This window comes from Acetobacter suratthaniensis (genome assembly GCF_017377745.1).
GTDB lineage: Bacteria > Pseudomonadota > Alphaproteobacteria > Acetobacterales > Acetobacteraceae > Acetobacter > Acetobacter suratthaniensis.
The window spans coordinates 53,925-80,494 of the sequence record NZ_JAFVMG010000008.1 but is presented as its reverse complement, the minus strand read 5'-3'; the positions used below and the strand labels follow the sequence as shown (position 1 = coordinate 80,494).

General features: G+C 59.6%; 22 protein-coding genes and 1 other RNA gene. 16 read left to right on the top strand and 7 right to left on the bottom strand.

What is annotated here, in order from left to right:
* Positions 1-85: 85 nt before the first annotated feature.
* Entirely contained in the window at positions 86-547 is a 462-nt protein-coding gene (locus J2D75_RS08970; RefSeq protein WP_207854448.1) for an Lrp/AsnC family transcriptional regulator, read from the bottom strand.
* 130 nt (positions 548-677) lie between these two features.
* On the opposite strand from J2D75_RS08970, the gene alr reads away from it, so the two are divergent.
* The 4 genes from alr (at position 678) to J2D75_RS08950 (ending at position 6,770) form a co-directional block, all read left to right on the top strand.
* On the top strand, positions 678-1,865 hold the full coding sequence (alr, locus tag J2D75_RS08965; RefSeq protein WP_207854447.1) for an alanine racemase: 1,188 nt from the start codon (positions 678-680) through the stop codon (positions 1,863-1,865).
* A complete protein-coding gene (locus J2D75_RS08960; RefSeq protein ID WP_243428634.1) occupies positions 1,862-3,118 on the top strand; it encodes a D-amino acid dehydrogenase in 1,257 nt (418 codons plus the stop codon). Before alr ends, J2D75_RS08960 begins: the two co-directional genes overlap by 4 nt.
* A gap of 117 nt (positions 3,119-3,235) precedes the next feature.
* Positions 3,236-4,858, top strand: a complete 1,623-nt coding sequence (locus J2D75_RS08955) for an ABC-F family ATP-binding cassette domain-containing protein (protein WP_207854446.1) — start codon at positions 3,236-3,238, stop codon at positions 4,856-4,858.
* A gap of 490 nt (positions 4,859-5,348) precedes the next feature.
* On the top strand, positions 5,349-6,770 hold the full coding sequence (locus tag J2D75_RS08950; protein ID WP_207854540.1) for a glucoamylase family protein: 1,422 nt from the start codon (positions 5,349-5,351) through the stop codon (positions 6,768-6,770).
* 73 nt (positions 6,771-6,843) lie between these two features.
* Here J2D75_RS08950 and J2D75_RS08945 read toward each other — a convergent pair whose 3' ends face one another.
* From J2D75_RS08945 to ssrA, 4 genes are all read right to left on the bottom strand, one after another.
* Entirely contained in the window at positions 6,844-7,236 is a 393-nt protein-coding gene (locus J2D75_RS08945) for a VOC family protein (protein ID WP_207854445.1), read from the bottom strand.
* Positions 7,237-7,301: 65 nt separating this feature from the next.
* Positions 7,302-8,954 (bottom strand): fumarate hydratase, encoded by a 1,653-nt coding sequence (locus tag J2D75_RS08940; RefSeq protein ID WP_207854444.1) that lies wholly within the window; start codon positions 8,952-8,954, stop codon positions 7,302-7,304.
* 58 nt (positions 8,955-9,012) lie between these two features.
* Complete coding sequence (locus J2D75_RS08935) at positions 9,013-9,552, bottom strand: SspB family protein (protein WP_207854443.1); 540 nt, start codon at positions 9,550-9,552, stop codon at positions 9,013-9,015.
* 148 nt (positions 9,553-9,700) lie between these two features.
* Positions 9,701-10,029, bottom strand: a transfer-messenger RNA (tmRNA) gene (gene ssrA, locus J2D75_RS08930).
* 86 nt (positions 10,030-10,115) lie between these two features.
* Here ssrA and thyX point away from each other — a divergent pair.
* Entirely contained in the window at positions 10,116-11,024 is a 909-nt protein-coding gene (gene thyX, locus J2D75_RS08925; RefSeq protein ID WP_207854442.1) for an FAD-dependent thymidylate synthase, read from the top strand.
* A 104-nt stretch (positions 11,025-11,128) separates the two neighbouring features.
* Here thyX and J2D75_RS08920 read toward each other — a convergent pair whose 3' ends face one another.
* Positions 11,129-12,250, bottom strand: a complete 1,122-nt coding sequence (locus tag J2D75_RS08920) for a P-loop NTPase (RefSeq protein ID WP_207854441.1) — start codon at positions 12,248-12,250, stop codon at positions 11,129-11,131.
* Between the two features lie 250 nt (positions 12,251-12,500).
* Between J2D75_RS08920 and J2D75_RS08915 the strand changes: the two genes are divergently transcribed.
* The 11 genes from J2D75_RS08915 to J2D75_RS08865 all read left to right on the top strand — a co-directional run bounded on the left by J2D75_RS08915 (position 12,501) and on the right by J2D75_RS08865 (position 25,051).
* Complete coding sequence (locus J2D75_RS08915; RefSeq protein WP_265782986.1) at positions 12,501-13,718, top strand: OpgC family protein; 1,218 nt, start codon at positions 12,501-12,503, stop codon at positions 13,716-13,718.
* 76 nt (positions 13,719-13,794) lie between these two features.
* Positions 13,795-15,345: a DegQ family serine endoprotease gene (locus J2D75_RS08910; RefSeq protein WP_207854439.1), complete on the top strand. Its 1,551-nt coding sequence runs from the start codon at positions 13,795-13,797 to the stop codon at positions 15,343-15,345.
* Positions 15,306-16,484: an FUSC family protein gene (locus J2D75_RS08905; RefSeq protein WP_341534971.1), complete on the top strand. Its 1,179-nt coding sequence runs from the start codon at positions 15,306-15,308 to the stop codon at positions 16,482-16,484. Before J2D75_RS08910 ends, J2D75_RS08905 begins: the two co-directional genes overlap by 40 nt.
* Positions 16,485-17,069: 585 nt before the next feature.
* The gene (locus J2D75_RS08900) at positions 17,070-17,738 is read left to right on the top strand and encodes a hypothetical protein (protein ID WP_243428633.1); all 669 of its coding nucleotides are present in this window, start codon (positions 17,070-17,072) and stop codon (positions 17,736-17,738) included.
* Between the two features lie 87 nt (positions 17,739-17,825).
* A complete protein-coding gene (locus tag J2D75_RS08895) occupies positions 17,826-18,248 on the top strand; it encodes a GNAT family N-acetyltransferase (protein WP_207854431.1) in 423 nt (140 codons plus the stop codon).
* A gap of 15 nt (positions 18,249-18,263) precedes the next feature.
* Positions 18,264-18,944, top strand: a complete 681-nt coding sequence (locus J2D75_RS08890; RefSeq protein WP_265782988.1) for a helix-turn-helix domain-containing protein — start codon at positions 18,264-18,266, stop codon at positions 18,942-18,944.
* Between the two features lie 105 nt (positions 18,945-19,049).
* Positions 19,050-19,949, top strand: a complete 900-nt coding sequence (locus J2D75_RS08885) for a class II glutamine amidotransferase domain-containing protein (protein ID WP_207854426.1) — start codon at positions 19,050-19,052, stop codon at positions 19,947-19,949.
* Between the two features lie 14 nt (positions 19,950-19,963).
* A complete protein-coding gene (locus tag J2D75_RS08880) occupies positions 19,964-20,641 on the top strand; it encodes a GltB/FmdC/FwdC-like GXGXG domain-containing protein (RefSeq protein WP_207854425.1) in 678 nt (225 codons plus the stop codon).
* A gap of 7 nt (positions 20,642-20,648) precedes the next feature.
* Positions 20,649-21,986 (top strand): FMN-binding glutamate synthase family protein, encoded by a 1,338-nt coding sequence (locus J2D75_RS08875; RefSeq protein ID WP_207854424.1) that lies wholly within the window; start codon positions 20,649-20,651, stop codon positions 21,984-21,986.
* Positions 21,987-22,062: 76 nt separating this feature from the next.
* A complete protein-coding gene (gene glnT / locus J2D75_RS08870; protein WP_207854423.1) occupies positions 22,063-23,382 on the top strand; it encodes a type III glutamate--ammonia ligase in 1,320 nt (439 codons plus the stop codon).
* Positions 23,383-23,698: 316 nt separating this feature from the next.
* Entirely contained in the window at positions 23,699-25,051 is a 1,353-nt protein-coding gene (locus J2D75_RS08865) for an ammonium transporter (RefSeq protein WP_207854422.1), read from the top strand.
* Between the two features lie 97 nt (positions 25,052-25,148).
* On the opposite strand, the gene J2D75_RS08860 is transcribed toward J2D75_RS08865, so the two are convergent.
* On the bottom strand, positions 25,149-26,486 hold the full coding sequence (locus J2D75_RS08860) for an NAD(P)/FAD-dependent oxidoreductase (protein ID WP_243428632.1): 1,338 nt from the start codon (positions 26,484-26,486) through the stop codon (positions 25,149-25,151).
* Between the last annotated feature and the right edge of the window lie 84 nt (positions 26,487-26,570).

The window sequence follows — 26,570 nt, the reverse complement described above, 5'->3', positions numbered from 1 at the left end:
CGTATCAGGTTTTGCACGCGGCTTGCCATCTGGAATGGGACATATTCATTGTCTGGAACGGACACCCGTTGATTTGATGAGCACTTCAGTGCTCGGGCAGGCGCCTGTCCTGCTGTACCACGGGCCGTATGGCAAAGTTGCTCTGTATGCGCACAACGCCGGGCATGCGGGAGAGTTCTTCCTTGTGAATGCGCTCATAGTCCTGCATGTCGCGCGCTTCCACGCGCAACAGGTAATCGGCATCGCCTGTCATCAGGTAGCATTCGCGCACATCCGGGCATTCGCGGATACGGCTTTCAAACCGGCGCAGGCATTCTTCTGTCTGGCGTTCGAGGGTGATGTGCACAATGACCGTGGCCAGAGGCGGCGCGTTGCGGCGCGCGATAATGGCCTGATAACCCCGGATAATTCCTTCTTCTTCCAGTCTGCGGACACGCCGTAGGCAGGAGGAGGGAGAAAGCCCGATACGCTCGGCCAGTTCGGCGTTGCTCAGGCGGCCGTCATGGCGGAGATGGCGCAGAATGGCATCGGTAATAGGGTCTGGCATGATCTGTCTTTTTTGCCAAATTTGTGCATGATAATTCTAAAATAAAGCAATTACGGCACATTATGCAACAATTTGACGAGATATACCATGTGCAGTGGATTACACTTTCCGGTATGGCAATAAAAGACGGATGGAACTCGTGACAACCGCCTTCCCCCCTTCCTGTGCTGGCTGGCCCGCATCACGCGCGGGGGCCGTGCTGAGTATTGATCTTGCGGCCCTTGCCGCCAATTACCGGCGTGTAGCCGCACTGGCTGGCGGGGCCGTATGTGCTGCCGTGGTCAAGGCGGATGCTTACGGGCTTGGGGTGGCGCAGGTGGCGCCGGTGCTGGAGCAGGCCGGGGCACGGCAGTTTTTTGTCGCCCATGTGGATGAAGGGCTGGCCCTGCGCGCGCATGTCAGCGCCGGTGCGGGCATTACGGTGCTGCATGGCCCCCGGCCTGATGCGGTTACGGCCTGTCTGGCGGCGGGGCTGAGGCCCGTACTGAACAGCCTTGAGCAGATAGGCTGGGTGCGGCAGGCGGCCCGTGCCGCCGGGCGAGGCGTGGGGGTAGTGCTCCAGCTGGATACCGGCATGTCGCGTTTTGGTCTGTCCGAGGCCGATGTGATTGAACTGGCCAGCACACCAGCTCTGCTGGAGGGGCTGCATGTCGAGCTGATCATGAGCCATCTGGCCTGTGCGGATACCCCGGCAGATCCGGCCAATGCCATGCAGGCCGCGTGCCTGCGTCGGCTGGCGGCCCTGCTGCCGCCCGCACCGCTGAGCCTTGCGGCTTCATCGGGTGTTTTTTTGGGGCCGGAATACCATTTTGACCTCGTGCGGCCGGGGGCGGCGCTGTATGGCGTGGCCCCCAACCGTGAAAGCCCCAACCCGTTACAGGCTGTGGTGGGCTTGCGCGCTCATATTTTGCAAATGCGCACACTCAGCCCCGGAGACCGCGTAGGCTACGGCCTGACATGGCAGGCCAGTGCGCCCCGGCGCGTGGCTACGATTGCCGCAGGCTATGCGGATGGGCAGGCCCGCCACGGGGCCGGGCGGCAATGTGCGTGGTTCAAAGGCATATGTCTGCCCGTTCTGGGCCGGATTTCCATGGATTCCATGACCGTGGACATTACGGATGTGCCCGAAGGCCAGCTTGAGGCGGACAGCATGGTGGATCTGCTGAACCCGACTTACGGAGTGGATGCGCTGGCAGAGGCGCAGGAAACCATTGGTTATGAAATCCTGACATCGCTCGGGCGCCGTTATCACCGGGTTTATACCGGTGGCGGGCAGGCCACGGCGTGTTCGCAGGCAGGAGAAGGAGCGCGCGCATGAAGGTTCTTGTTCTGGGCAGTGGTGTGGTGGGGGTTACCTCCGCCTGGTATCTGGCGCAGGCCGGGCATGAGGTGACGGTGGTGGACCGCCAGCCGGGGGCAGGGCTTGAAACCAGCTTTGCCAATGCGGGGCAGGTCTCGCCCGGTTATTCCGCGCCATGGGCCGGGCCGGGTGTGCCGCTCAAATGCGTGCGCTGGCTGCTTATGAAGTATCGCCCCTTCGTATTCTGGCCTTTGCCCGACCCGTATCTGTGGCGCTGGTTGGCCGCAACGCTGGAAAACTGCACGTCTGCCGCCTATGACCGCAACAAGGGCCGCATGGTGCGGCTGGCGGAATACAGCCGCGATGTCATGCTCGACTTGCGTGCGCAGACAGGCATTACCTATGATGACCGCCAGCAGGGCACGCTACAGGTATTCCGCACCCAAAAACAGCTTGACGGTATCGCGGGCGATCTGGCGGTGCTCAACCAGTATAACGTGCCGTACGAGGTGCTGGATACCGCAGGGTGCGTGCGGGCCGAGCCGGGTCTGGCCCAGTCCAGCCACAAGATTGTGGGCGGTCTGCGCCTGCCGGGTGACGAGACGGGCGATGCCTTCAAGTTCAGCCAGCGTCTGGAGGAAATGGCGCAGGCTAAAGGCGTGACATTCCGCTACAATACGGACATCAGGCGGCTGCGCTCCGAGGGGGGGCGTATTACCGGGGTGGAAACAGCGCAGGGCGTGCTGACAGCCGATACCTATGTGCTGGCGCTGGGGAGTTATTCTCCTGCTCTGCTGCGGCCGCTGGGCATTACGCTGCCGGTTTATCCGGTCAAGGGGTATTCGCTCACCGCGCCCATTACGGATGAAAGCCGTGCGCCGGTTTCTACCGTCATGGATGAAACCTTCAAGATCGGGATCACCCGTCTGGGTGACCGGGTGCGGGTGGGGGGTACGGCGGAGCTTGCGGGCTTTAACCTGCGCCTGCGCGCGCCACGGCGTGCGACATTGGAACATTCGGTGTCCGACCTGTTCGCGGGGAGCTGCAACCCCTCTGAGGCGCAGTTCTGGACGGGGCTGCGCCCCATGACACCCGATGGCACGCCGGTGATTGGCCGTACGGCGCTGGATAACCTGTATCTTAACACCGGGCATGGCACGCTGGGCTGGACTATGGCCTGTGGCTCGGGGCGGGTGCTGGCGGATGTGCTTTCGGGCCGGACCCCCGATATCGCGGCGGATGATCTGGCCATCGCGCGTTATTCCGCCTGAAGGCAGGGCGGGCCTTACAGGAGTATGCAAATCCCCTGCGCTGTTTACGCAGCGCGGGGGTTACGCGATAAGGGCGGCTCCGGCTTTCGCCCCTTACCCTCCAGTTCCTGAGGCTCCATGATCCGTCTTGATTCCATCAGCAAGCATAATGGCCATCGTGTTATTTTTATCGAGGCCTCGGCGGCGCTTCAGAAAGGCGAGAAAATCGGTCTGGTGGGGCCGAACGGCGCAGGTAAGACCACGCTGTTTCGGCTGATTACTGGTCAGGAAGAACCGGATGAAGGCCATGTCCTGACGGATCGTGGGGTTACGGTCGGTTTCTTTAATCAGGATGTGGGTGAAATGGCGGGCCGCAGTGCTGTGGCCGAGGTCATGGACGGCGCAGGCCCGGTGGCTGAAGTCGGGGCTGAACTGGCGGAGCTGGAAGCCGCCATGGCTGACCCGGAGCGTTTTGACGAGCTTGACGCCATTCTGGAACGTTTTGGCGAAGTGCAGGCCCGTTTTGAAGAACTGGGTGGCTACGCGCTGGATGGGCGCGCGCGCGAAGTTCTGCACGGGCTGGGGTTCAGTCAGGAAATGATGGACGGCGATGTGGGGCGCCTGTCCGGTGGGTGGAAAATGCGCGTGGCGCTGGCCCGTATCCTGCTGATGAAGCCTGATGTGATGCTGCTGGACGAACCGAGCAACCATCTTGATCTGGAAAGCCTGATCTGGCTTGAGCAGTTTCTGGCCGGGTACGATGGCGCCTTGCTCATGACATCGCATGACCGCGCCTTTATGAACCGGATCATCAACAAGGTGATCGAAATTGATGGGGGTGTGCTGTCAAGCTATTCAGGCGATTACGAGTTTTATGAACAGCAGCGCGCCCTGAACGAAAAGCAGCAGCAGGCCCAGTTTGACCGCCAACAGGCCATGCTGGCCAAGGAAGTGGCCTTTATCGAGCGTTTCAAGGCACGGGCGTCTCATGCCGCACAGGTGCAGAGCCGCGTCAAGAAACTGGACAAGATTGACCGGGTGGAGCCGCCCAAGCGCCGGCAGGCCTTAAGCTTCAGCTTCCCGCCCGCACCGCGTTCGGGCGATGCGGTGGCCAACCTGCGTGGCGTGGACAAGGCGTATGGTAGCCGGGTGATTTATCAGGGGCTGGATCTGCTGATCCGCCGCCAGGAGCGTTGCTGCGTACTGGGTGTGAACGGGGCGGGTAAATCGACCCTGCTCAAGCTCGTGACAGGCACCACAGAGCCGGATGCAGGCACGGTCACGCTGGGTGGCAGCGTCAAGATGGGGTATTTCGCCCAGCACGCCATGGATCTGCTCGATGGTGAGCGCACCGTGCTGGAAACCCTGAACGATGCTTTCCCGCTGGCGGCACAGGGGGCCTTGCGGACACTGGCTGGCAGCTTTGGCTTTTCGGGCGATGATGTGGACAAGCTGTGCCGCGTGCTGTCAGGGGGCGAAAAGGCCCGGCTGGTGCTGGCGGTCATGCTGTATGATCCACCGAACTTTCTGGTGCTGGACGAACCGACCAACCATCTGGACATCGCCACCAAGGAAATGTTGATTGCCGCTCTGGCTGACTATGATGGCACGATGCTGTTTGTGTCCCATGACCGGCATTTTCTGGCGGCTCTGTCCAATCGCGTGCTGGAATTAACACCGGAAGGCCTGCATCGTTATGACGGTGGTTATACCGAATATGTGGCCCGCACTGGCCGCGAAGCCCCCGGTCTGCACGAATGAAAGCCTCGCACCATAATGTTTCTTGAAAGAGATATTAATGGATGTGGGGTTTGATGTGCGGATATAACAAAAAGAAAAAAATAATGCGGATGGTAATAGTGTAAGTGAGTGCCGCCTTCGGGCGTACTTGCGGTGACGCTGCGCGCGCGGCACCGCATCATAACAGAGATACGGGCAGGGTATGAAACTGGACAGGTGTTTCCCGCGTGGGCGGGGCCGGAGTGGGGCGCGAACGTTCCTGAACATGGTTCTGACGGTATCAGGGCTGGGGGCTGCGGCCTTTGGCGCTGGCAATGCCTCGCCTGTCTGGGCGGCCACAGCGCAGGATACACCGGCGGCATCCCCCGTGGTTCCGGCTGTAGCCGCACTGCCTGCCGTCTCTGCGGCCACGACTGTTCCGGCGGCTTCCGCTGTGGGTCAGCCTGCCGAGCAGAGCGTGGCACATACCGCCACACAGGCGGCCGAACCCCACCCGCTGCCCCCCGGAGGCATGGGGCATGACCGTGAGAGCCATCGGGGTATCAGTGCCACTGATGTCACCCTGATGAAGGATCTGGAATACCGCACCTTCCGCTGGTTCTGGGATGCGGCTGACCCGGTGACCGGGCTTGTACCCGACCGCTATCCGTCCGATCAGACGCAATCCAGTGTTGCTTCGGTCGGATTCGGGCTGACTGCCTATGGTATCGGGGTAACGCGCGGCTACGTTACGCGGCCGCAGGCGGTGGAGCGCACCCTGCGTGTGCTGCGCACCATGCTGCGTCTGCCGCAGAATGCCACCCCCATGCAGGCGGGTGGGTATCATGGTTTTTTCTATCACTTTCTCGATCATCGCACGGGCCTGCGTTTCAATACTGATACCGAACTATCCAGTATCGATACGGCGCTGCTGATGCAGGGCGTGCTGTTTGCGCGTAGTTTCTATACGCAGGACACGGTATCCGAGCGCGAAATCCGTGATCTGGCGGATACCCTGTTCAACCGTGTGGACTGGCGCTGGATGCTCCGGCCGGATAACCGGCTCAGCATGGGCTGGTCGCCCGAGCATGGCTTTTTGTCCAATTACTGGGAAGGCTATAGCGAAGGCATGATGCTGTATGTGCTGGGGCTGGGTGCCAGCCACTCGGCACTGGAGCCGGTTTCATGGCAGGCATGGCTCGCCACCAACGATAAGCGCTGGGGCGAATCCTATGGGCAGACCTTCCTGAACTTCGCCCCTCTTTTCGGCCACCAGTACACACATGCGTGGATTGATTTCCGGGGTATCCGGGATGAGTGGAACCGTGAAAAGGGGCTGGATTATTTCGAAAATAGTCGGCGTGCGGTCTATGCCCAGCGCTCCTACGCGCAGCATAATCCCGGTCGCTGGCAGGATTACGGTAGCGACATCTGGGGTCTGACAGCCAGCGATGGTCCGGCGGATACCGTGCGCCATGAAGGCGGACAGGAACGGCACTTCATGGCCTATTCCGCCCGTGGTGTGGGGCGTGATTATACGCTGGACGATGGCACGCTGGCCCCTACGGCAGCGGGTGGTTCGGTGGCGTTCGCCCCTGAAATTGCTATCCGGGCGCTGCGGGCCATGAAAGACAAATACGGGATGCGAATCTACGGCCAGTATGGCTTTGTGGATGCGTTCAACCCCAGTTACCACGATGACGGGCAGAAAAACTTCTGGGCTGACAATACCTATCTGGGCATTGATCAGGGCCCGATCCTGCTGATGATCGAAAACTGGCGGAGCGGGCTGGTGTGGAACACCATGAAACGCAACCCCGTGATCCGTCAGGGGCTGCTGCGTGCCGGATTTACCGGAGGGTGGCTGGGTAATGCCGCGCATGATGGCGGAAAAACCCCCGTGACAGGCCAGCATGCCCGCCTGTCTGCCCCCACAGCAGGTAACCACGCCTGATAAACAAACCCGGCCCGGATGCCGCCGCTCTGGCGTATCCGGGCCGGGTTATGCCAATTAATCGGGCCTGTGGTCAGCCCTGATACGAGGCAATCTCGATCAGGTTTTCATCCGGGTCGTGGCAGTAAACCGAGGTAATCGGGCCAATGGCGCCAAGTCGTGCCACCGGGCCTTCCACCACCGTAACCCCACAGATTTTGAGGTGTTCGATTACATCCGCACTGGTGATGGCGGTAATGAAACACAGGTCGTTGCCACCGGGCAGGGCGTGGGTTGCCGTATCCCAGCCCTGCGCGTCATAGGGGCGCAGGTTGAGTTTCTGCCCCCCGAAACGCAGGGCCGTGCGGTTATTGCGTCCATATTCTTCCCGGTCCATGCCCAGCACGCGCTGGTACCATGAGGCGGAGATTTCAAGGTCGCGGACTGTCAGGACAACATGGTCAAGACGATCAACAGTGAAACGCATGTGGCCGCACCACTCCTTTTGCTGGGGCTGCCCGCCCGCAGGGGGTGCGGGGGGCAGGGCAGGGGTTACAACTCAGCGTAGAAGTCGTTGCCTTTGTCATCAATAACAATAAAGGCCGGGAAATCTTCCACTTCGATTTTCCACACGGCTTCCATACCCAGTTCGGGGTATTCCAGCACTTCCACCTTGCGGATGCAGTCCTTGGCCAGACGGGCCGCCGGGCCGCCCACGGAGCCAAGGTAGAAGCCGCCATATTTCTGGCAGGCATCACGCACGGCCTTGGAGCGGTTGCCCTTGGCCAGCATGACATAAGAGCCACCATTGGCCTGAAGTTCATCCACGTAGGAATCCATACGGCCTGCCGTGGTGGGGCCAAAGGAGCCGGTGGGCATGCCTTCGGGCGTTTTGGCCGGGCCTGCGTAGTAAACCGGGTGGTCTTTGAGGTACTGGGGCAGACCCTCGCCCTTTTGCAGCCGTTCACGGAATTTGGCGTGGGCGATGTCACGTGCCACCACCACGGTGCCGCTCAGCGCCAGCCGGGTTTTGACCGGGTATTGTGACAGCTCACGGCGGATTTCATCCATCGGGCGGTTGAGGTCGATCCTGATAGCCTCGCCTTCCAGATGTTCGTCCGTGGTTTCAGGCAGGAAGCGCGCGGGGTCATGTTCAAGCTGCTCAAGAAAAAAGCCTTCCGCCGTAATGCGGGCTTTCACCTGACGGTCAGCCGAGCACGATACACCCATGCCGACCGGCAGCGAGGCGCCGTGGCGTGGCAGGCGTACGATGCGTACGTCGTGACAGAAATATTTGCCGCCAAACTGTGCGCCAATGCCCAGCTTGCGGGTCAGTTCCAGCACCTTACGTTCCATGTCCACATCACGGAAAGCATGGCCGGTGGGGCTGCCGGAAGTGGGCAGGCTGTCATACCAGTGGGTTGAGGCGAGCTTGACGGTCTTGAGCGTCTGCTCGGCAGACATGCCGCCAATGACAATGGCCAGATGGTAGGGCGGGCAGGCAGAGGTACCCAGCGTGCGGATTTTGGTATCCAGCCATGAGAGCAACTGCGCTTCTGACCCCAGCAGGGCGCGGGTTTCTTGGAACAGGAAGGTTTTGTTGGCCGAGCCGCCGCCTTTGGCCACGAACATCAGCTCGAAGCTCTCGTCATGCTCACCGGCGGGAGAGGCGAAGATATCGCACTGCACGGGCAGGTTGGTGCCGGTGTTTTTTTCTTCGAACATGCTCAGCGGCGCCATCTGCGAATAGCGCAGGCTGGTGCGGGTGTAGGTTTCATACACCCCGCGCGAGAACGCGATTTCCTCGTTGCCTTCAACCCATAGTCGCTGGCCTTTTTTGCCAAAGACTATGGCCGTGCCGGTATCCTGACACATGGGCAGGATACCCCCCGCCGCGATACAGGCGTTTTGCAGCAGATCCAGTGCGACGAAGCGGTCATTATCCGAGGCTTCGGGGTCTTTGAGGATGGCGGCCAGTTTTTCAAGATGCGAGGCGCGCAGGAAATGCGCCACCTCGTGGAAGGCCTGCGCTGTCAGTTCGCTCAGGGCTTCGGGGGTGACATGCACAACCGTTTTACCACCGCATTGCGAGGTGCTGACCCCGGCAATATCAAGCTTGCGGTACTGGGTTGTGTCTTTCCCAAGCGGGAAAATGGGGGTGTACGCGAAGTCTGGCAGGGGGGGGCGGGGGGGCTGAGTGGTCATGATTGTTTTCTTGTTCTCCGTTGGCCCAGCCCTGGCCCCTGACTGTCAGGCACCAGGGTCAGGCCGGTGATGGGCCTTTCCTGCGGAATGCGTCAAGGCTGACAACCTGCGAGGTTGCATCACCCTGTGTTTCCGTCCCGGACTCTTCGGGCGTGTCCTCTTCCAGAGCTTCGGTGGGGGCCTCGTCCTCCAGATCTTCAGCCGCGAACTGCAGGCTGAAGCGGATGGACGGGTCCGCGAAGCCGGTAAAGGCCCACACGGGAATGACCAGTGTCGTGCCGACACCCCCAAAAGACAGCCCGACCGATACGATGTTGGTTTCGTGATCGACCTTGAGGTCCCAGAACTGGTGTTGCAGTACGATGGTCATTTCGTGCGGATACTGGGCGCGCAGGCGGGCGGGAATTTCCACGCCCGGAAAGTCCGTACGGAAAGTCAGATAGAAATGGTGCTCGCCCGCAAGCCCTTCGCGGCTCACATGTTCGAGCGCATTCACCAGCACGCTTCTGTAAGCGAGGTTCAGCCAGCGTTCGTAAGGCAGCAGGTTTGAGGGGGGGAAGGCGGCATTCTCGCCGGAGTTGTCGTGATCATCGGCCATGCCTGCTCTCCTTGCCGCCGGGTGATGGTGTTGTGCCAGCCATGCGCGAAAAGCCGCGCCAGTGCAACCTGTCACACCCAACTGTGTGTGTCATGGTGGCGCATCCGGGCGGTCAGCATGGTGGTTTTTGGTAGAGTCGTGTGTGAGGTGGGAGGGCTTCTGTTGCCCGGTGCCCTCCCGAACCGCGCTTATCGCTTATGCAGCGACAGCGAGCACCTCAGTGTTATCATTGGCACTTGTAAAATTAGCCCGATAACGGTGGTACAATACCGGGCAAAAAAGATGTCTTTACTGCGCGTGTCGAGCCTGTTTCGTCCCCAGTGATCCCGGCTGGTGACCCAGCCCGGATTTTTGGTGGAGACGCCGGGTACCGCCCCCGGGTCCACTACGCCTATGCCACACCCCGTTTATTGCCATAGCCGCGAGAAAACTCCCGGCACCCCCAACATAGGCGGCACGCGGCGCAGGCGCAAGGGTTGTGCTTAAGGTCTTTGCATCTGCGGGGCCTAACCTGTACAACCGCCCCGCATATCCTACATGGCAATGGTAAAAGGCCCCCGCGCATGCCCCTGACCGAAGAACAACGCGCCGAGATCGCAGCCCACGGGCAGGAAGTCTCCTCCACGCTGCGGCCGAGCGTGCCTGCGCTCGAGGCCATGCTGTACAAGCCGCTGGAAGTGCTGGATCATGGCTTCCTGCGCGTGATCGACTATATGGGCGATGATGGCGCCATCGTGCAGGCCGCCCGTGTTTCCTACGGGCGTGGTACGCGCAAGGTTACGGAAGATGCGGCTCTGATCCGCTATCTCATGCGGCATCGCCATTCCTCACCGTTCGAGATGTGCGAGATCAAGTTCCACGTCAAACTACCGATTTTCGTGGCCCGTCAGTGGATTCGCCACCGCATGGCGAGCGTGAACGAATATTCCGCCCGCTACTCCATTCTGGACAACGAGTTCTATCTGCCCGCGCCTGAAAACATGGCGGCGCAGAGTGCGGTTAACCGGCAGGGGCGGGGCGAGACGCTTGGCCCGCAGGCCGCGGCCGAGGTGCTGGACATCCTGCGCGGCGATGCCCTGCGGGCGTTTGGCGATTACGAACGTATGCTGGATGAAAAGGAAGGCTACGGGCTGGCACGCGAACTGGCGCGCATTAACCTGACGCTGAACACCTATACCCAGTGGTATTGGAAAACCGACCTGCATAACCTCATGCACTTTCTGGCCCTGCGCATAGACCCGCACGCGCAGTATGAAATCCGTGTCTATGCCGAAGAAATGCTCAAGGTGCTGCACGCATGGGTGCCGCAGGCTGCCGCGGCGTTTGAGGAATATCGCCGGGGCGCGGTGACATTTTCCACCACCATGATGTCCGTCCTGCGCCGTATGCTGGCAGGCGAAGCGGTAGAGCAGGCCGGATCGGGCCTGAGCCGCCGCGAATGGGATGAAATGCAGGCCAGCCTGAAGGGCTGAGCGTTCAGCCTGCCGGGTCTGTATCCGGCAGGTGGTGCCCGCCAACCCGGCGGGTTGTGGCCCATACCGGGCGTGTCTGCGCCCGGTTTTTGGCCTGTCTGGCGTCAGGCTTTCGGGTTTGCTGCAAGAGCCTGCGCCACGGTGTGCGCAATCTTGCGCCATGCCTTACCTCCCTCGCTTTCGGGTGCGCCCACCACAACCGGCACGCCGCTATCGCCACTGGCGCGGATATCCGCCAGCAGCGGTACCTCGCCCAGAAAAGGCACGCCCAGCGCTTCGGCTTCCTTGTGTGCCCCGCCGTGGCCGAACAGCTCGGTATTGTGCCCGCAATTGGGGCAGCAGAAATACGACATGTTCTCGATCAGGCCCAGCAGCGGCACGTTGACCTTTTCAAACAGGGTCACGGCACGGCGGGCGTCGATCAGGGCAATATCCTGTGGGGTGGAGACAATGACCGCCCCGGCCAGCGGCACTTTCTGGGTCAGGGAGAGCTGGGCGTCGCCCGTGCCGGGGGGCAGATCCACCACCATGACATCGAGTGTGCCCCAGTCCACATCCACCAGAAGCTGATTGATCGCCCCCATAACCATGGGGCCGCGCCAGATCATGGCGGCATTTTCATCTACCAGCATACCTAAAGACATGGCGCGTATTCCCCATGCCTCAACAGGCTGAATACGGCCTTCCACCACGGCGGGGCGGCCCTGTGTACCCAGCATGCGATGCAGCGAGGGGCCATGAATATCGGCATCCATCAGGCCGACTTTCAGCCCTTCCAGCGCCAGCCCGGCAGCCAGATTGACGGCGGTGGTGGATTTGCCCACGCCCCCTTTGCCCGATGCCACGGCAATAACGGTGCGCACACCGGGCAGCACCGGCGCATTGGCGGCGGGGGCCGGCCCACCCAACGGCCTGTGGCCTGCGGCGGCGCGTGGTGCCGTGGGGCTGGGGGGGGCTTCTCCCGTGGGGCGGTGGGCGGTCAGGACAATGGTGGCTGACTGTACGCCGGGGAGCGTTTCAAGACGGGCAACGGCGGCCGGGCAGAGCGAGGCCAGCGCATCGGCCTGATTGCGCGGGACTTCAAGTGTCAGGGCCAGCCGCCCCTGTTCATAGCTACAGGACTGAACCCGCCCGGCATCCGCCAAAGACAGACCCGTGCCGGGGTCCTGAGCCTGACGCAGGAGGCTGAGAATATCGTCGGGGGAGAAGGGAGCGTTCTGCGCCACGGGTCTGATCCTGATGCTGGTGGGTCACGCCTTGCGGAGCAAGGCAGAAGGCGCGGCCCTGAAGGGAGGGGAGGGGAAAGGCCGCGCGTCTGGTTTTTTTCCGTCTGCGGGCGGAAAGAAGCCATATTTTTTCTGGCACAGATTGGGCTGGATGGGTAGATGGGCGCCAGCCTCGGGTTATAAGGAACAGGAACCGGCGTTGGTTGGGGTGTAGAACGCGCCGGGAACGGGATAGAGAGGCACAGCGGGTATGCAGCAGGCGGAAAACCCGCAGAGTTCTCCTGTCATGCAGGGTGGCATGCAGGGTGGTATATGGCGGCGCCTGGGGGGCGGCTTACGTGACAGTCTGGCCACAACGGCGCAGGCGCTGTCTCATAGGGGGCGAGACCACCGCATAGATGCAATGCGCGGTGCGGCCCTGCTGATGATGTTTGTCGATCATATTCCCCAGAACCTGCTCAATCGTTTTACCATGCGTAATGTCGGCTTTGCCGATGCGGCCGAGGTGTTCGTGCTGCTGGCGGGCTATGCGTCATGGCTGGCCTATGGCCGGGCCTTTGGCAAATACGGCATGCGGGTAACGCTGGGCCGCCTGCTGCGGCGCTGCGTGCAGCTTTACATAGGGCAGACCATCATGGTTGTGGCCTATGTGTTCATTATTCGCCTGTGGCGGCATTTCACGCCGGTTTCGGTTGACTATCTGGAACCTGAGCTGGCGCATGGCATGAGCTGGGTCTGGCGGGTCATGAGCTTTGACGCCCTGCCCAGTAACCTCAACATTCTGCCGCTTTATATCGTATTGCTGGCGGGTTTTCCGCTATTTTACCTGCTGATGCGCGTACAGCATTCACTGGCACTCGTGCTGGCGGGGGCCATATGGGCGTTGGTCAACCTTGATCCGGCGGTGAATTTCCCTAACTGGCTCGACCCCGATGGCTGGTACTTCAACCCCTTTGCATGGCAGTTCCTGTTCGCACTGGGGCTGACGGCTTCCGAGCGTACGCAGCGGCGCGGGAAGGACTTTCTGCGCCTGCGGTGGCTGGTGGGTTTGTGCTGGGCCTATCTGGCTTTTTCAGCGTTGCAGGCTTTTCCGTGGGGGCTGTGGAACCTGCCTGATCTGCGGCCTTTTGGCGATGCCGTGGCCCCGGCCAAAGCGTGGCTTTCGCCTTTGCGTCTGCTTGATGTGCTGGCCATTTTTTATCTCGTGCAGTCTTCCACCGTTGCGCGGCGTTGGTCGGGCGAGACGGTGGTGGGGCAGGTGCTGGCCTGTGTGGGCCGCCATTCGCTCGAAATATTCGTGGTCGGTACCGTGCTCGACCTGCTGGCCCGCCTGGTGTTCAGCACCTTTGGAGATGTGTGGTCTTTGCAGGTGGGCGTAAATGTGGTGGGGCTGGGTGTGCTGCTGAGCCTCGCCTTCTGGCTCGATATGCGGCGCGGGGTCGGTAAACCGGTCGCCCGCCCGGCCTGAGCCGGTCTTGCTGGCGTGCGTTTGATTGGCCTACCATGCCTCCAAGTCTGTCCATGACGTGAAAGTGTGTCTGCCCATGTTTCTGTCTTCCCCCTCGTTTCGCGCTATTCTGCTGTCCGGTGTGCTGTTGGGGGGCGTCAACTGGGTGCAGGCAGGTGCTCGGGCGGAGGGTGCGCCTACACCCGCCCCGGCCCCCGTTGCCGTATCGGGGGCCGCGCGCCTCGTGCCGGAAAGCTTTGCTGATCTGGCGGCCCGTCTTCTGCCTGCTGTGGTCAATGTTTCCACCACCCAGACGGTGCGCGGCGCAGGCGATGGCGAGGATGAGGACGACGACGACCAGCCCTCGCAGATGCCGGATTTCCCCCGTGGGTCGCCGTTCGAGAAGTTCTTTCATGACTTCATGAACCGTCAGACCGACCCCAACGCCCCGCCCCGGCGCATGCAGGCTCTGGGCTCGGGGTTCATCATTGATCCGCAGGGGTATATCGTCACTAACAATCATGTGATCCGTAAGGCTGATCGCATTACCGTGACCCTTCAGGATAATACGGTGCTGACCGCCCGCATTATCGGCCATGATGACCGGACGGATCTGGCGCTGCTCAAGGTGGACAGCCATACGCCGCTGCCGTTCGTGTCCTTTGGTGATAGCGACCGCCGCCGCGTGGGCGACTGGGTGCTGGCCATTGGCAATCCGTTCGGCCTGTCCGGCACCGTGACGGCGGGCATCATCTCCTCGCGCGGGCGCAATATCGAGCAGGGGCCGTATGATGATTTCATCCAGACCGATGCGCCCATTAACAAGGGCAATTCCGGCGGCCCGCTGTTTGATATGGAAGGCAACGTCATTGGCGTGAACACGGCCATCTACTCTCCCTCGGGCGGGTCGGTCGGGATCGGTTTTTCCATTCCCGCCAACGAGGCGCGTGGCGTGCTGGAGCAGCTTCGTAAAAACGGCAAGGTCTCGCGCGGCTGGCTGGGCGTTCGGATACAGACTGTCACGCAGGACATAGCGGAGGGGCTGGGTCTGCCATCCGCCGGGGGTGCGCTGGTAGCGGGAGTGGAAAAGAACGGCCCGGCCGCTAAAGCGGGGCTGAAGACGGGCGATGTTATTCTGACACTCGATGGCAAGCCGGTGGATGGCCGCGCCCTGCCACGGCTGTCTGCCCAACTGCCGGTTGGAACACAGGCCCGGCTGGGTGTGTGGCAGCATGGCAAAACCCATGATGCCACGGTGGTTGTAGGCACCCTGCCCGAAACACCGGAGGAGCCGCCAGCCAAGCCCGCGCAGGAAACCAAGGGGCCGACAACGCTCAGCTTTGCGGATTTCGGTTTTTCGGTAGCGGCACTCGATGCGGCGGCCCGGCAGAAATATAACCTGTCCGCCAGCCAGAAAGGTGTTCTGGTCAGCAGCGTGCATGACGATGGTGTGGCTGCCGAACGTGGCCTGAAGGAAGGCGATGTCATTACCGAGGTGCAGCAGGCGGAAGTAACAACCCCCGCAGCCCTCAAGCAGCGACTGGATGCCGCCCGCAAGGAGCACCGGCGCACGGCGCTGCTGCTGGTGCATGATGCAGACGGTGTGCGGTGGATTCCCCTCCCTCTGGGAGCGGAGGCCACACCCTGAACGTTACCATTGCAAACTGGTGGCGGACGCTGCGGAACTGGCCCATGGCCATTCCGGGGCTTGCTGCTCTGGGGCGCTGGCGGGTGCAGTCGGCTTTTTGCCAGTCTATCCGCCTGCTCAGCGCGGTTGGCGTTTCGGGTGTGGCGGCATGGCTGATCAACCTGCAAGAACCCGGCTGGGCGCTGATTACCTCGGTGATCGTTACCCAGAACAGCATTACCGATACCATTTCCAAAGGGCGTGACCAGCTTGTGGGTACGCTGATTGGCGCTACGGTCAGTGTTGTTCCCATTACGCTTATGATGTTCCTGCACTGGCCGCTCTGGGGGGCGTTTGCGCTCGCTTTTGTGCCGCTGGTCGTGCTGGTGTCGTTCAAGCCTGAAGCCCGCATGGGTATTGTCACGCTCATGATTGCCATCCTGTTTCCTACGGATGACAGCCCCTATATGCGCCCGGTGGAGCGGGTCATCGCCATTATCATCGGGGTAAGTGCTTCAACACTCGTGACCTATGTGGTGCTGCATGAGCAGGCCCGGCGCGATGCTTTTCGGAATGCGGCTATGACGGTGCGCCAGATTCTGGCCATGCTGCAAAAGGCCCGCGCGGGAAATGTGGAATGGTCGGTCATTCAGGACATGAATGACGAATGTGCGGCCTCGCTGCGCCTGGTGCATGGAGCGCTGGAAGAAGCCCGGCGCGAACACTGGGTGCCGCTTGAAGAGCGTGACCCCATGCTGGCCCGTCTGCCTCAGGGTTTACGGCAGTTGCAGATGGATGCTCTGGTGGTGGCGCGCGCCATGCTCAGCCTGCCTGATAGCGGTGTGGCTCTGCCTGCGCAGTCGGCGGCATCGCTACGGGCAGGGATGTTGCGGGGGTTTCAGTGGATCATCCAGCGTTGCGAGAGCGAAGCCGTGGCCCGCACGGGGGAAGATAACCGGATTGCCGCAGAAGTGATCGCCGCCCTGCCATCAGCTACGGGTACGAGCGACCCGATTATCCGCTTTGTGGTTGGTATCCTGCTGACGGATCTGCGTCACCTTATCCAGCTTCTGGGCGATGATGATGCGGATCGGGCGGTCAAAAGCCGCTACTGGAGCGGCTGGGCAGCACTATTTTCCCGGCATGGTAAAGCCAGTTGAAAAAAGAGCATCCGCTGTTTGTGAAATCGGGCGATTCGGGCAAGGCGGGTAATTTTTCTACACTCCATGAGGGCGCGGCAGTCTCTGCCTCTGGTGGACATGCCAGCCCTGCCAAGCGCTCTGGTGCGGACAAGTGGCATGACGGGAAGGGGAGTATCGGCTAAACTCGCTTTACCCTGTTCCCCAACAGGTTGAACATGAGTTTGTAAGGATACCTCCCCATGGCAAAATGTCCGGTGAAATGCCCCAAATCCCCCTGCGTGCGCGGGCTGCTTCTGGTTGGCCTGATCGCGAGCGCTTTCTATTTCTTCCGTAAGAAGAAGTGCTGCGGCTGAGTGCTGCCGGGCCGTTCCCGTGCTGAATGTGGAGTGGCTCAGGCCCGTTCGGTTCGCCGGACGGGCTTTTTTGTATCCGTGCGCCAAAGGCATAAACGACCGGTGCTAACGGATAACGCTTTGTCGCGGCGTGTGTTATGGTCACAATAACGGATCGTATTCGGCCTGGCGGCCCATTATGTGCAACGGGGCTTTGGCCCCATGACAGGGGCGCGCCGTTTGTGGCTGATGATGGAAAGGATTGAAGACCATGCACATTCATGCTCCGCGTTTTTCTTTCAAGGCTCTGGCACTGTTTGCAACTGGCCTGTGCGCTTTTGGCGCGGCTGTTCTGCCCTCAGCCGCTCATGCTCAGGCCTCCGTTCTGCTCAAGCACCAGCAGACCAGCGCCATTGTGGAAACAGTGGACCGTGAAGCGCGTGAAGTGCTCCTGCGCGAAGATAATGGCCACCTGATCACCATTGAATATGGCGCGGGCGTGAACGATCTGCCGCACCTGCATGAAGGTGATCACCTGCGGATTTCCTTTGTGGAAACGTTGGGGGCTGAAATGGCGCCTCCCGGTAGCCCGCTGCCTGAATCCACCCTTACAACGGCGCGCGGCTTTGCCCATGGGCACCCCCGTGGCGTGATTGCCGCCTTCAACCGTGAGCGCGCCACCATTCAGGCCATCGACCTCAAGACGCATTCCGTCTCTTTCGTAACCGATGACGGGGCGCTGCATGTGGCGGTTCTGCACACCAAGGCCATGCAGGATTTTCTGGCTACGCTGAAGGTGGGAGATGTGGTGGACATGACGCGTATGGAATCCATTTCCTACGTGATCACCAATGAAACCCAGCCTGCGGCGGTTGCTGCACCGGCTCCGGTAGCGGCACCTGCGGCCACTACAGCGCCGGCACCTGTTGCGGCACAGTAATTGTCCATTGCCTGCCTGATCCGGCTTGAAGGGGGAGCATAGCCCCTGTCAGGTCGGGCGGGCAGGTTTCGAACCGGGGAGCAGGCGATGACAGAGTCTCTTGTGGTGCGCCGCCTTGGCACACAGGAAATAACAGCGGCCTATCCCATTATCGCGCAACTGCGCACGCTTGATATGGCAGCTTTCGAACAGGCCGTTCTACGGCAGATGTCTGCCGGTTATGAACTGATCGGTGCTTTTGAAGCCGGTAAGCTGGTGGGTGTTATGGGCCTGCGGCCTGTGCATACGCTCGCGCGTGGTGCTTTTTTGCATGTGGATGATCTGGTGGTGGATGCCGCCTGCCGTGGCCGCGGCATAGGACGCGCCCTGATGGCCCATGCCCATGAAGAGGCCGTGGCGCGTGGCATGGGCGATGTGTTCCTGGATTCCCGTGATACTGCTGTGCCTTTTTATGAACAGCTTGGATTTACCCTGCACCAGTCGCCTTCCATGCGGTTCCGGGTAGGGTAAGGCGTGGCGGCACCCGTGACACGCCGCCAGACGGCGGGCCGCAAGGCGGCAGCACCCAAAAACACGGATGAAGCACACGGTGTGGTGCTGGCAACCGGCTCTCTGGCCAGCCCCGCGCGGGAACTGACCTTGGAAGAATCGCTTGGTGCACAGATACGCCAGCTCCGACGCCGGGCGGAACTGACCGGCAGCGATCTGGCGACTGCTGCGGGCATTTCGCTCGGTATGCTGTCAAAAATCGAAAATGGCCAGATTTCTCCGTCACTTTCCACGTTGCAGGCTGTGTGCCGCGCCCTGAACATCCCTCTCAGCCAGCTTTTTGCAACGGCGGAGGAACAGCGCGACTGTTCTTTCGTGCGTGCCGGGCAGGGGGTTGCGATTGAGCGGCGTGGCACCAAGGCGGGGCACCATTACAGGCTGCTGGGGCACCTGCTTAACGGGCCGCTTGTGCTGGAACCGTATCTGATCACCCTGCATGATGATGCCCAGCCTTATGTCAGTTTCAGACATCACGGAATCGAAATGCTTTACATGCTCAAGGGGCGCGTGGCCTACCGGCATGGCGAGGAAGTGTACGAAATGGGGCCGGGTGATACGCTGATGTTCGATAGTCAGGCTCCGCATGGCCCTGAAAAATTTATTGAAAAACCAATCAGTTATCTTTCAATCATCGTGTATCCCCGGCAAAGCGAATAAAATCAGATATTTCCTGTAGGGAAAGTTTTATTCTTTACCGTTGACATATCGTTTCGGCTTCTGATTGTATGGTGACAGTTGTTCCATGCTCTTCGGGGGTTTGCGATGTGCGGCATCGTAGGATTGTTTCTCAAAAACCGGGCGCTTGAGCCTGAACTGGGGCGTCTTACGTCCCAGATGCTGAAAACCATGACCGAGCGCGGCCCCGATAGTGCGGGTTTTGCCGTCTATAACGGCGCGGGCAAGGGTCAGCGCAAGATGACCGTGCGTGGCCTGTCCGATGGCAATATCGGCTCCTTTGAAGCGGGTTTTCTGGAAATCATTGGCGGGAGTGGCGAAGTTCATAAACGACATGACCATGTCATCCTGATTTACGCTGCAGAGCATGAACCTGCCGTGCGTGCCTATGTCGATATGTTTGATGATGGCGTAGCGTTTGCCTCCAGCGGCGAAAGCATAGAACTTTACAAAGGGGTGGGTCTGCCCGAGCAGGTGGCTGCGCATTTTGCTTTGGAAAAAATGAGCGGTACACACGCGATTGGCCACACAAGAATGGCGACGGAATCTGCGGTGACAGTCGCTGGTGCGCATCCCTTCTCCACCGGGCCGGATCAGTGCCTTGTGCATAACGGTTCGCTGTCCAACCATAATTCTCTGCGCCGCCAGCTTGTGCGCGAAGGCCTGCGTTTCGAGACGGAAAACGATTCCGAAGTGGCGGCGGGTTATCTGTCATGGCGTCTGTCCAAGGGCGAAAAACTGGATCAGGCCCTCAAGGCATCTTTGAACGATCTTGATGGTTTCTATACTTTTGTTGTTGGAACGCGCGATGGTTTTGCTGTTCTGCGCGATCCTGTCGCCTGCAAACCCGCCGTTATGGCTGAAACGGATGATTACGTGGCCTTTGCCTCGGAATATCGCTCCTTTGCGGGCCTGCCCGGTATTGCCAGTGCCGAGGTGTTCGAGCCGGAGCCGCAGCGGGTCTATCACTGGGAACACGCAGCCTAAGGCGGGATGAAGCAATGCAGACGATAGATTTAAATACGACCACGCTGCGTGAGCTGAATAGCCGCCTGCAGACGGAAAATGCTGGTGCAAGCTGGCAGGTTGCCAACCCCAATGGCCGGCATGCACTGGCTGTGGGGCTGACACAGCCGATTGAGGTCACGATTGAAGGCCATGCTGGGTATTACGCGGCAGGCATGAACCAGCAGGCCAGTGTCGTTATTAACGGTAATGCCGGGCAAGGTGTTGCTGAAAACATGATGAGCGGTCGTGTGCATGTCAAAGGCAATGCCAGCTCCAGTGCAGGGGCCACGGCGCATGGTGGCCTGCTGGTGATTGAGGGCGATGCAGGTGCGCGCTGCGGTATTTCCATGAAAGGTGTGGATATTGTCGTGCGTGGCTCCATTGGTCACATGAGTGCCTTCATGGCGCAGAGCGGCAATCTGGTTGTGTGTGGCGATGCGGGTGAAGCCTTGGGAGACTCCCTTTACGAAACACGTATTTTCGTTCGTGGAAAGGTGCGTGGCCTTGGGGCGGATTGCGAAGAAAAAGACATGACGCCCGAAGACCGTGCCATTGTCACCTCCCTGCTTGAAAAAGCCGGTGTAACGGACTGCAAGGCTGAAGATTTCCGGCTCTATGGTTCAGCCCGCACGCTCTATCACTTCAACGTCGATAACGCATCGGCATACTGAGGCTGTCATGACTGAAAAACATCACGATTACACCAAGACAACGCCCCGGTTTTCCGCCACGTTTGATCCGTTTACCGTTTCGCAGATCCAGCGTGCGGCCGCGACCGGCATTTACGATATTCGTGGCGGTGGCACCAAGCGTAAGCTGCCGCATTTTGATGATCTTCTGTTCCTTGGCGCCTCCATGTCCCGCTATCCCTTGGAAGGCTATCGTGAGCGGTGTGGAACAGATGTTGTTCTGGGAACACGTTTTGCCAAAAAGCCTATCCATCTGAAAACCCCGGTTACGATTGCGGGTATGTCCTTTGGTGCGCTGTCTGCGCAGGCCAAGGAAGCGCTGGGCCGTGGTGCGAGTGCCGTGGGCACGTCCACCACCACGGGCGATGGTGGTATGACGCCGGAGGAGCGCGGCCATTCCTCAACGCTGATTTATCAGTACCTGCCGTCCCGTTATGGGATGAATCCTGATGACTTGCGCAAGGCCGATGCGATTGAAATCGTGGTTGGGCAGGGGGCCAAGCCCGGTGGTGGCGGTATGCTGCTGGGGCAGAAAATCTCTCCGCGCGTCGCGCAGATGCGTGACCTGCCAGAAGGGATCGACCAGCGTTCAGCCTGCCGTCACCCTGACTGGACGGGGCCGGATGACCTTGAAATCAAAATCGAGGAACTGCGCGAAATCACCAACTGGGAAAAGCCGATCTATGTAAAGGTTGGCGCCAGTCGGCCGTATTACGATGTCTCGCTTGCGGTAAAGTCGGGTGCCGATGTTGTGGTACTGGATGGCATGCAGGGCGGCACGGCGGCCACGCAGGAAGTGTTTATCGAGCATGTTGGCCTGCCCATTCTGGCAGCCATTCGCCCGGCGGTGCAGGCATTGCAGGATCTTGGCCTGCATCGCAAGGTGCAGTTGATTGTCTCAGGCGGTATCCGCACGGGGGCTGATGTGGCCAAGGCGCTGGCGCTTGGGGCCGATGCTGTGGCCATTGGCACGGCGGCTCTGGTGGCGCTGGGGGACCAGAGCCCTGATCTGGCGGAGGAATATGCAAAGCTCGGCACCGTACCCGGCGCGTATGATGATTGGCAGGACGGACGCGATCCTGCGGGCATTACCACGCAGGACCCCACGCTGTCCGCACGGCTTGATCCCATTCTGGGGGGGCGCCGTCTGGCCAACTACCTGTCGGTGCTGACCATGGAAGCCCAGACCATCGCACGGGCTTGTGGCAAGAGCCATCTGCATAATCTCGAACCCGAGGATCTGGTGGCCCTGACCATAGAGGCCGCCGCCATGACGCGGCTGCCACTGGCGGGAACCGACTGGTACCCGGGCAAGGCCGGTTTCTGAAAGGCGTTTGATCAAGACAGGACTTCCCCCGTGCCAGCAGCCGGGGGAAGCAGTGTTAAGGAATGGAAGCGCATCAATGGATAACGTCCAGCAAAAATGTTACGATTTGGAAACTGTAGCCCGTGAAAAGGGCATTCGCTATTTCCTGATCTCGTTTATTGATCTTTCCGGCGCACAGCGCGCCAAGCTCGTGCCAGCCTCTGCCATTACCGATATGCAGAAAAATGGTGCCGGTTTTGCCGGTTTTGCCGCTGCGTTCGACATGTCCCCCGCAGACCCCGACCTGCTGGCTATTCCCGATCCCACAGGGCTTGTGCAGCTTCCATGGAAGCCAGAAGTCGGCTGGTTGCCCGCAGACCTGAAGATGCACGGCGAATACGTGACACAAGGCCCGCGCAATACCCTCAAGCGTTTGATCAAGCGTGCGGCCGATCAGGGTATTACGGTCAAGACGGGTGTTGAGGCCGAGTTTTTTCTGGTGACACCTGACGGGGCTCAGGTTGGCGACGAGCATGATTCCAGCGTCAAACCCTGCTACGATGCATCAGCCCTGATGCGCCGTTATGACGTGATTGCCGAACTGTGCGATGCCATGCAGTCTCTGGGCTGGGAGCCGTATCAGAACGACCATGAGGACGCGAACGGGCAGTTTGAAATGAACTGGAAATATGCCGATGCGCTGGTGACAGCAGATCGGCATGTCTTTTTCAAGTTTATGGCACGCGCCATTGCCGAAAAACACGGCCTGCGGGCAACCTTCATGCCCAAGCCCTTTATGCACCTGACGGGCAGCGGCTGCCATGCCCATATCTCGCTGTGGCAGGGCGATACGAATGTCTGCCACGATCCTGCGGATAAAATGGAACTGTCTGCCAAAGGATATAACTTTGTTGGCGGGTTGATCCATAACGCCAAGGCGCTGTGCGCCATTCTCAACCCCACGGTTAACTCCTACAAGCGCATTAACGCGCCGCGCACGGTTTCGGGCGCTACATGGTCGCCCAATACCGTGACTTATGCGGGGGATAACCGCACCCATATGATTCGCGTGCCGGGCGGTGGCCGGTTTGAAATGCGCCTGCCCGATGGCGCGGCCAATCCCTACCTGTTGCAGGCAGCTCTTCTGGCCGCAGGTCTGGACGGGATGGAGCAGGGGCGTGATCCGGGGGAGCCGCTGGATATCAACATGTATCTTGAAGGCTACAAGGTAAAGAACGCCATGCGTCTGCCGCTGAACCTGCTGGATGCCCTGCGCGCTCTGGACGAATCAACCGTGCTGCGTGGCATGATGGGCGATGGTTTTGTAGACCCCTATCTCAAGATCAAAACCGCTGACTGGAACGCACATTGCGGTAATCTGTCTGAATGGGAACGGCAGATGACTATGGATTGTTAAGGTTTTTTCCATAATAAGGTGAATTTATACCTATCATAAGGTTTAGTTCACCTATGAGTGAAAATAACTCTGGAAAGAGAGTTCGTCGCCGTATAATGTTACGAAACTAAAATAAAAAAATGTTCCTGTCCTGGCATGTGGGCCGATAGGATATCAGGAAAAGGAGCAAGAGACCGGTCCGGTAACAGTTTCCTTGAAAACACGCCGCGTTATGGAAAGATTTTTTCATTCCGGGGCGTGTAGGCCTGTTATCCACCGGATTTGGTAGTCGCGTACATCTGACAACTGAATGAGACCAATAAAGGGGGGGATCTGTATGTTAAGATTGTGTAAAAAGCTACTACCAACGGCCGTGACGCTGGCTTCGCTGGCGGCACCCATATCGGCCATGGCCGAAGATGCAGCGGCAAAACCCGCTTATGGCCTGCCAGACACGGCGTATGTCGCAACCTGCGCGCTGTTTGTTATGCTCATGATGTTGCCGGGTCTCGCCCTGTTTTATGGCGGTATGTCACGCAGCAAAAATGTTCTGTCTATTCTGACACAGGTTTTTGCCGGTGCCTGTCTGATTATTTTCCTGTGGACAGCCGTGGGTTATACCCTCACCTTCAGCGAGGGGCCGTTCCAGTCGGTTATTGGCGGACTGGACAAGATTTTCCTGCGCGGTGTCACGCCGGATAACAATGTCGGCGTTCTGCCTGAATATCTCTATTATTTCTTCATGGCGCTGTTTGCAGCCATTACTCCGCCTATCATAATCGGCTCCTTCGCCGAGCGTATGCGCTTTGCCGCAGTGCTGGTTTTTCTGGGCGTGTGGTTCCTGATCGACTATGTGCCCATGGCGCATATGGCCTGGGGCGGCGGTTGGGTTGCTGACTGGGGTGCGCAGGACTTCGCTGGTGGTAACGTTGTGCATATGAATGCCGGTGTTGCAGCGCTTGTCGCCTCGATCATGATTGGTAAACGCCGTGGCCTTGGCACTGTTGTCATGGCGCCGCATGACATGACCATGACCTATACGGGTGGCTGCATGCTGTTCGTGGGCTGGCTGGCCTTCTGTGGTGGGTGTGATTACGCGGTAAGCGGACATGCCATTGAACTGGTTGTCAACACTATGCTGGGTGGCGTTGGTGGCGCGCTGGGCTGGATGATCATGGAATGGGTGCATCGTAAACGCCCCAGCACCTTTGGCATTATTTCCGGGGCTATTGCCGGTCTGGTCGGCATTACGCCAGCGTGCGGTTTTGTCAGCCCGGCGGGGTCCATTGCGGTGGGTGTCCTGACAAGTGCTGCCTGTATCTGGGCTGTTGATAACCTGAAGAACATCTTTGGTTACGACGATGCCTTTGACGTTTTCGGCATTCACGGTATCGGCGCGATTGTAGGTGGATTGCTGACAACCGTCTTCGCCGCACCCTTCCTTGGTGGGGTGGGTTATAGCGAAGGACGCGATATGCTCTCCCAGATGGGTGTGCAGGTCTTTATCATGGGTTTCAGCATTCTGGTTTCTGTTGTGGCCACCTTTATCGCCATGAAAGCCGCTGCTCTGACGGGTGGTCTGCGTGTGAGTGATGAGGTTGAAGAATCCGGCCTTGATCTGGCCTGCCATGGTGAAACGGCTTATCGCCTCAGCACCATGACCGGGGATGAAGAAGCCGTTTACCACTAAGGATTTTCCTGCATGGCTCTGTAAAAAACCCCCGCTGGTTTGTCCGGCGGGGGTTTTCTCTTGCGGGGTGGAGGGGGTGCCCTCCATTTTTCTGGATTTAGAGATTGAGCGTATCGCGCAGGCGGTACCATTGTTCGAAAAATGGCACAGCAGACGGTGCAAATTTCTGGAATGGATGCGAAGGAAAGCGTAGCCCGGTAAATTCTGAAAAACCTTCGCGCTTACCCATGACTTGTAGGGCAATCTTGCGGCCAAACCAGGTGGAGCGTGAAACACCCGTTCCGCAATATCCCATGGCGTAATGCAGACCATCGGGTGCCAGACCAAGATGGGGAAATTCGTCAAATGTGTAACCGATCTGACCTGACCATGCGTGGGAAAGGGACAGATCACCTGCCTGTGGGAAAACCTTGAGCAGGTCGCGGGCAAGGTGGGCATAGGCTCTTGCGCTGGTTTCTGGGGTTCCACGCCCGACGCGTCCACCCCAGATCAGGCGCGGTTCATCCGGTGCCGCTCGGAAATATGAGAAAACACGGGCAGAGTTTCCGTACATGCGTCCACCCGGCATAAGGGCCTGTAGGCGGTCAACCGGCATGGGGGCGGTTGCGATCAGGGCTGAGGTAACAGGTACGATCCGTTTGCGACAAAAACGGCTGAAAGACTGGCGATACCCATTGGTTGCAATAATAACCTGACGCGCTTTCATGCTGCCGCGTGGTGTGCTGAGTGTAAAACCATCGGTTTCGCGCTGTACGGCGAGAACAGGAGCCTGACACACAAGGCGTGCCCCGGCTTCCTGCGCCCTGTCGAGCAGTCCGGTATGGTAAAGGCCGGGGTGCAGGCTGGCATCCTGTGGCAGGATTGAGCCGCCGTGGAAGAAATCTGTTGCAATTTCTTTATGCTGTTCGGCTTTTGGCACCATAAAGGAGCGCACGCCTGCGTAGCGCTCAAGATCCTGCATATCCTGCGCCATGGCATCATAATGTTCAGGTCGGACTGCGCCACGAAAACGACCACAACGTTTGAAAAAACAGGCAATTTTTTCATCTGAGATCAGGGTTTCCATATGGTCAAGCATGGAAACGCCTTCCATCAGAAGGGCCTGTGCTTTCTTGACACCCATCATGTCGATGAGGGTTTTGACACGAAATTTCTGGTTGCCTGAGCCAACCTGCCCGCCATTGCGGGTAGATGCGCCATATCCGGCAGTGCCAGCTTCCAGAATGGTGACAGACCGCCCCGCGCGCGCCAGAGTAAGGGCAGCAGAAAGGCCGGTAAAACCAGAGCCAACGACAGCAACATCCGCAAAGCCTGAAACCGCGCTCTCCGGTGCGGCGGTGGGTATGGCTTCCCACCAGTAAGGTTTGTGTACGAAGGGCATGGTGCGCCCCTGCGCCAGATCGGACAGGCTGATGGCAGAAAGAGGGGTGGACAAGTAGGTCTCCTGAACCGGGATAAGCCGGTTTCCTTGATGGATTCGGAATGGGTGGACAGTGTGCGAAAAAACAGAAGGAATTTC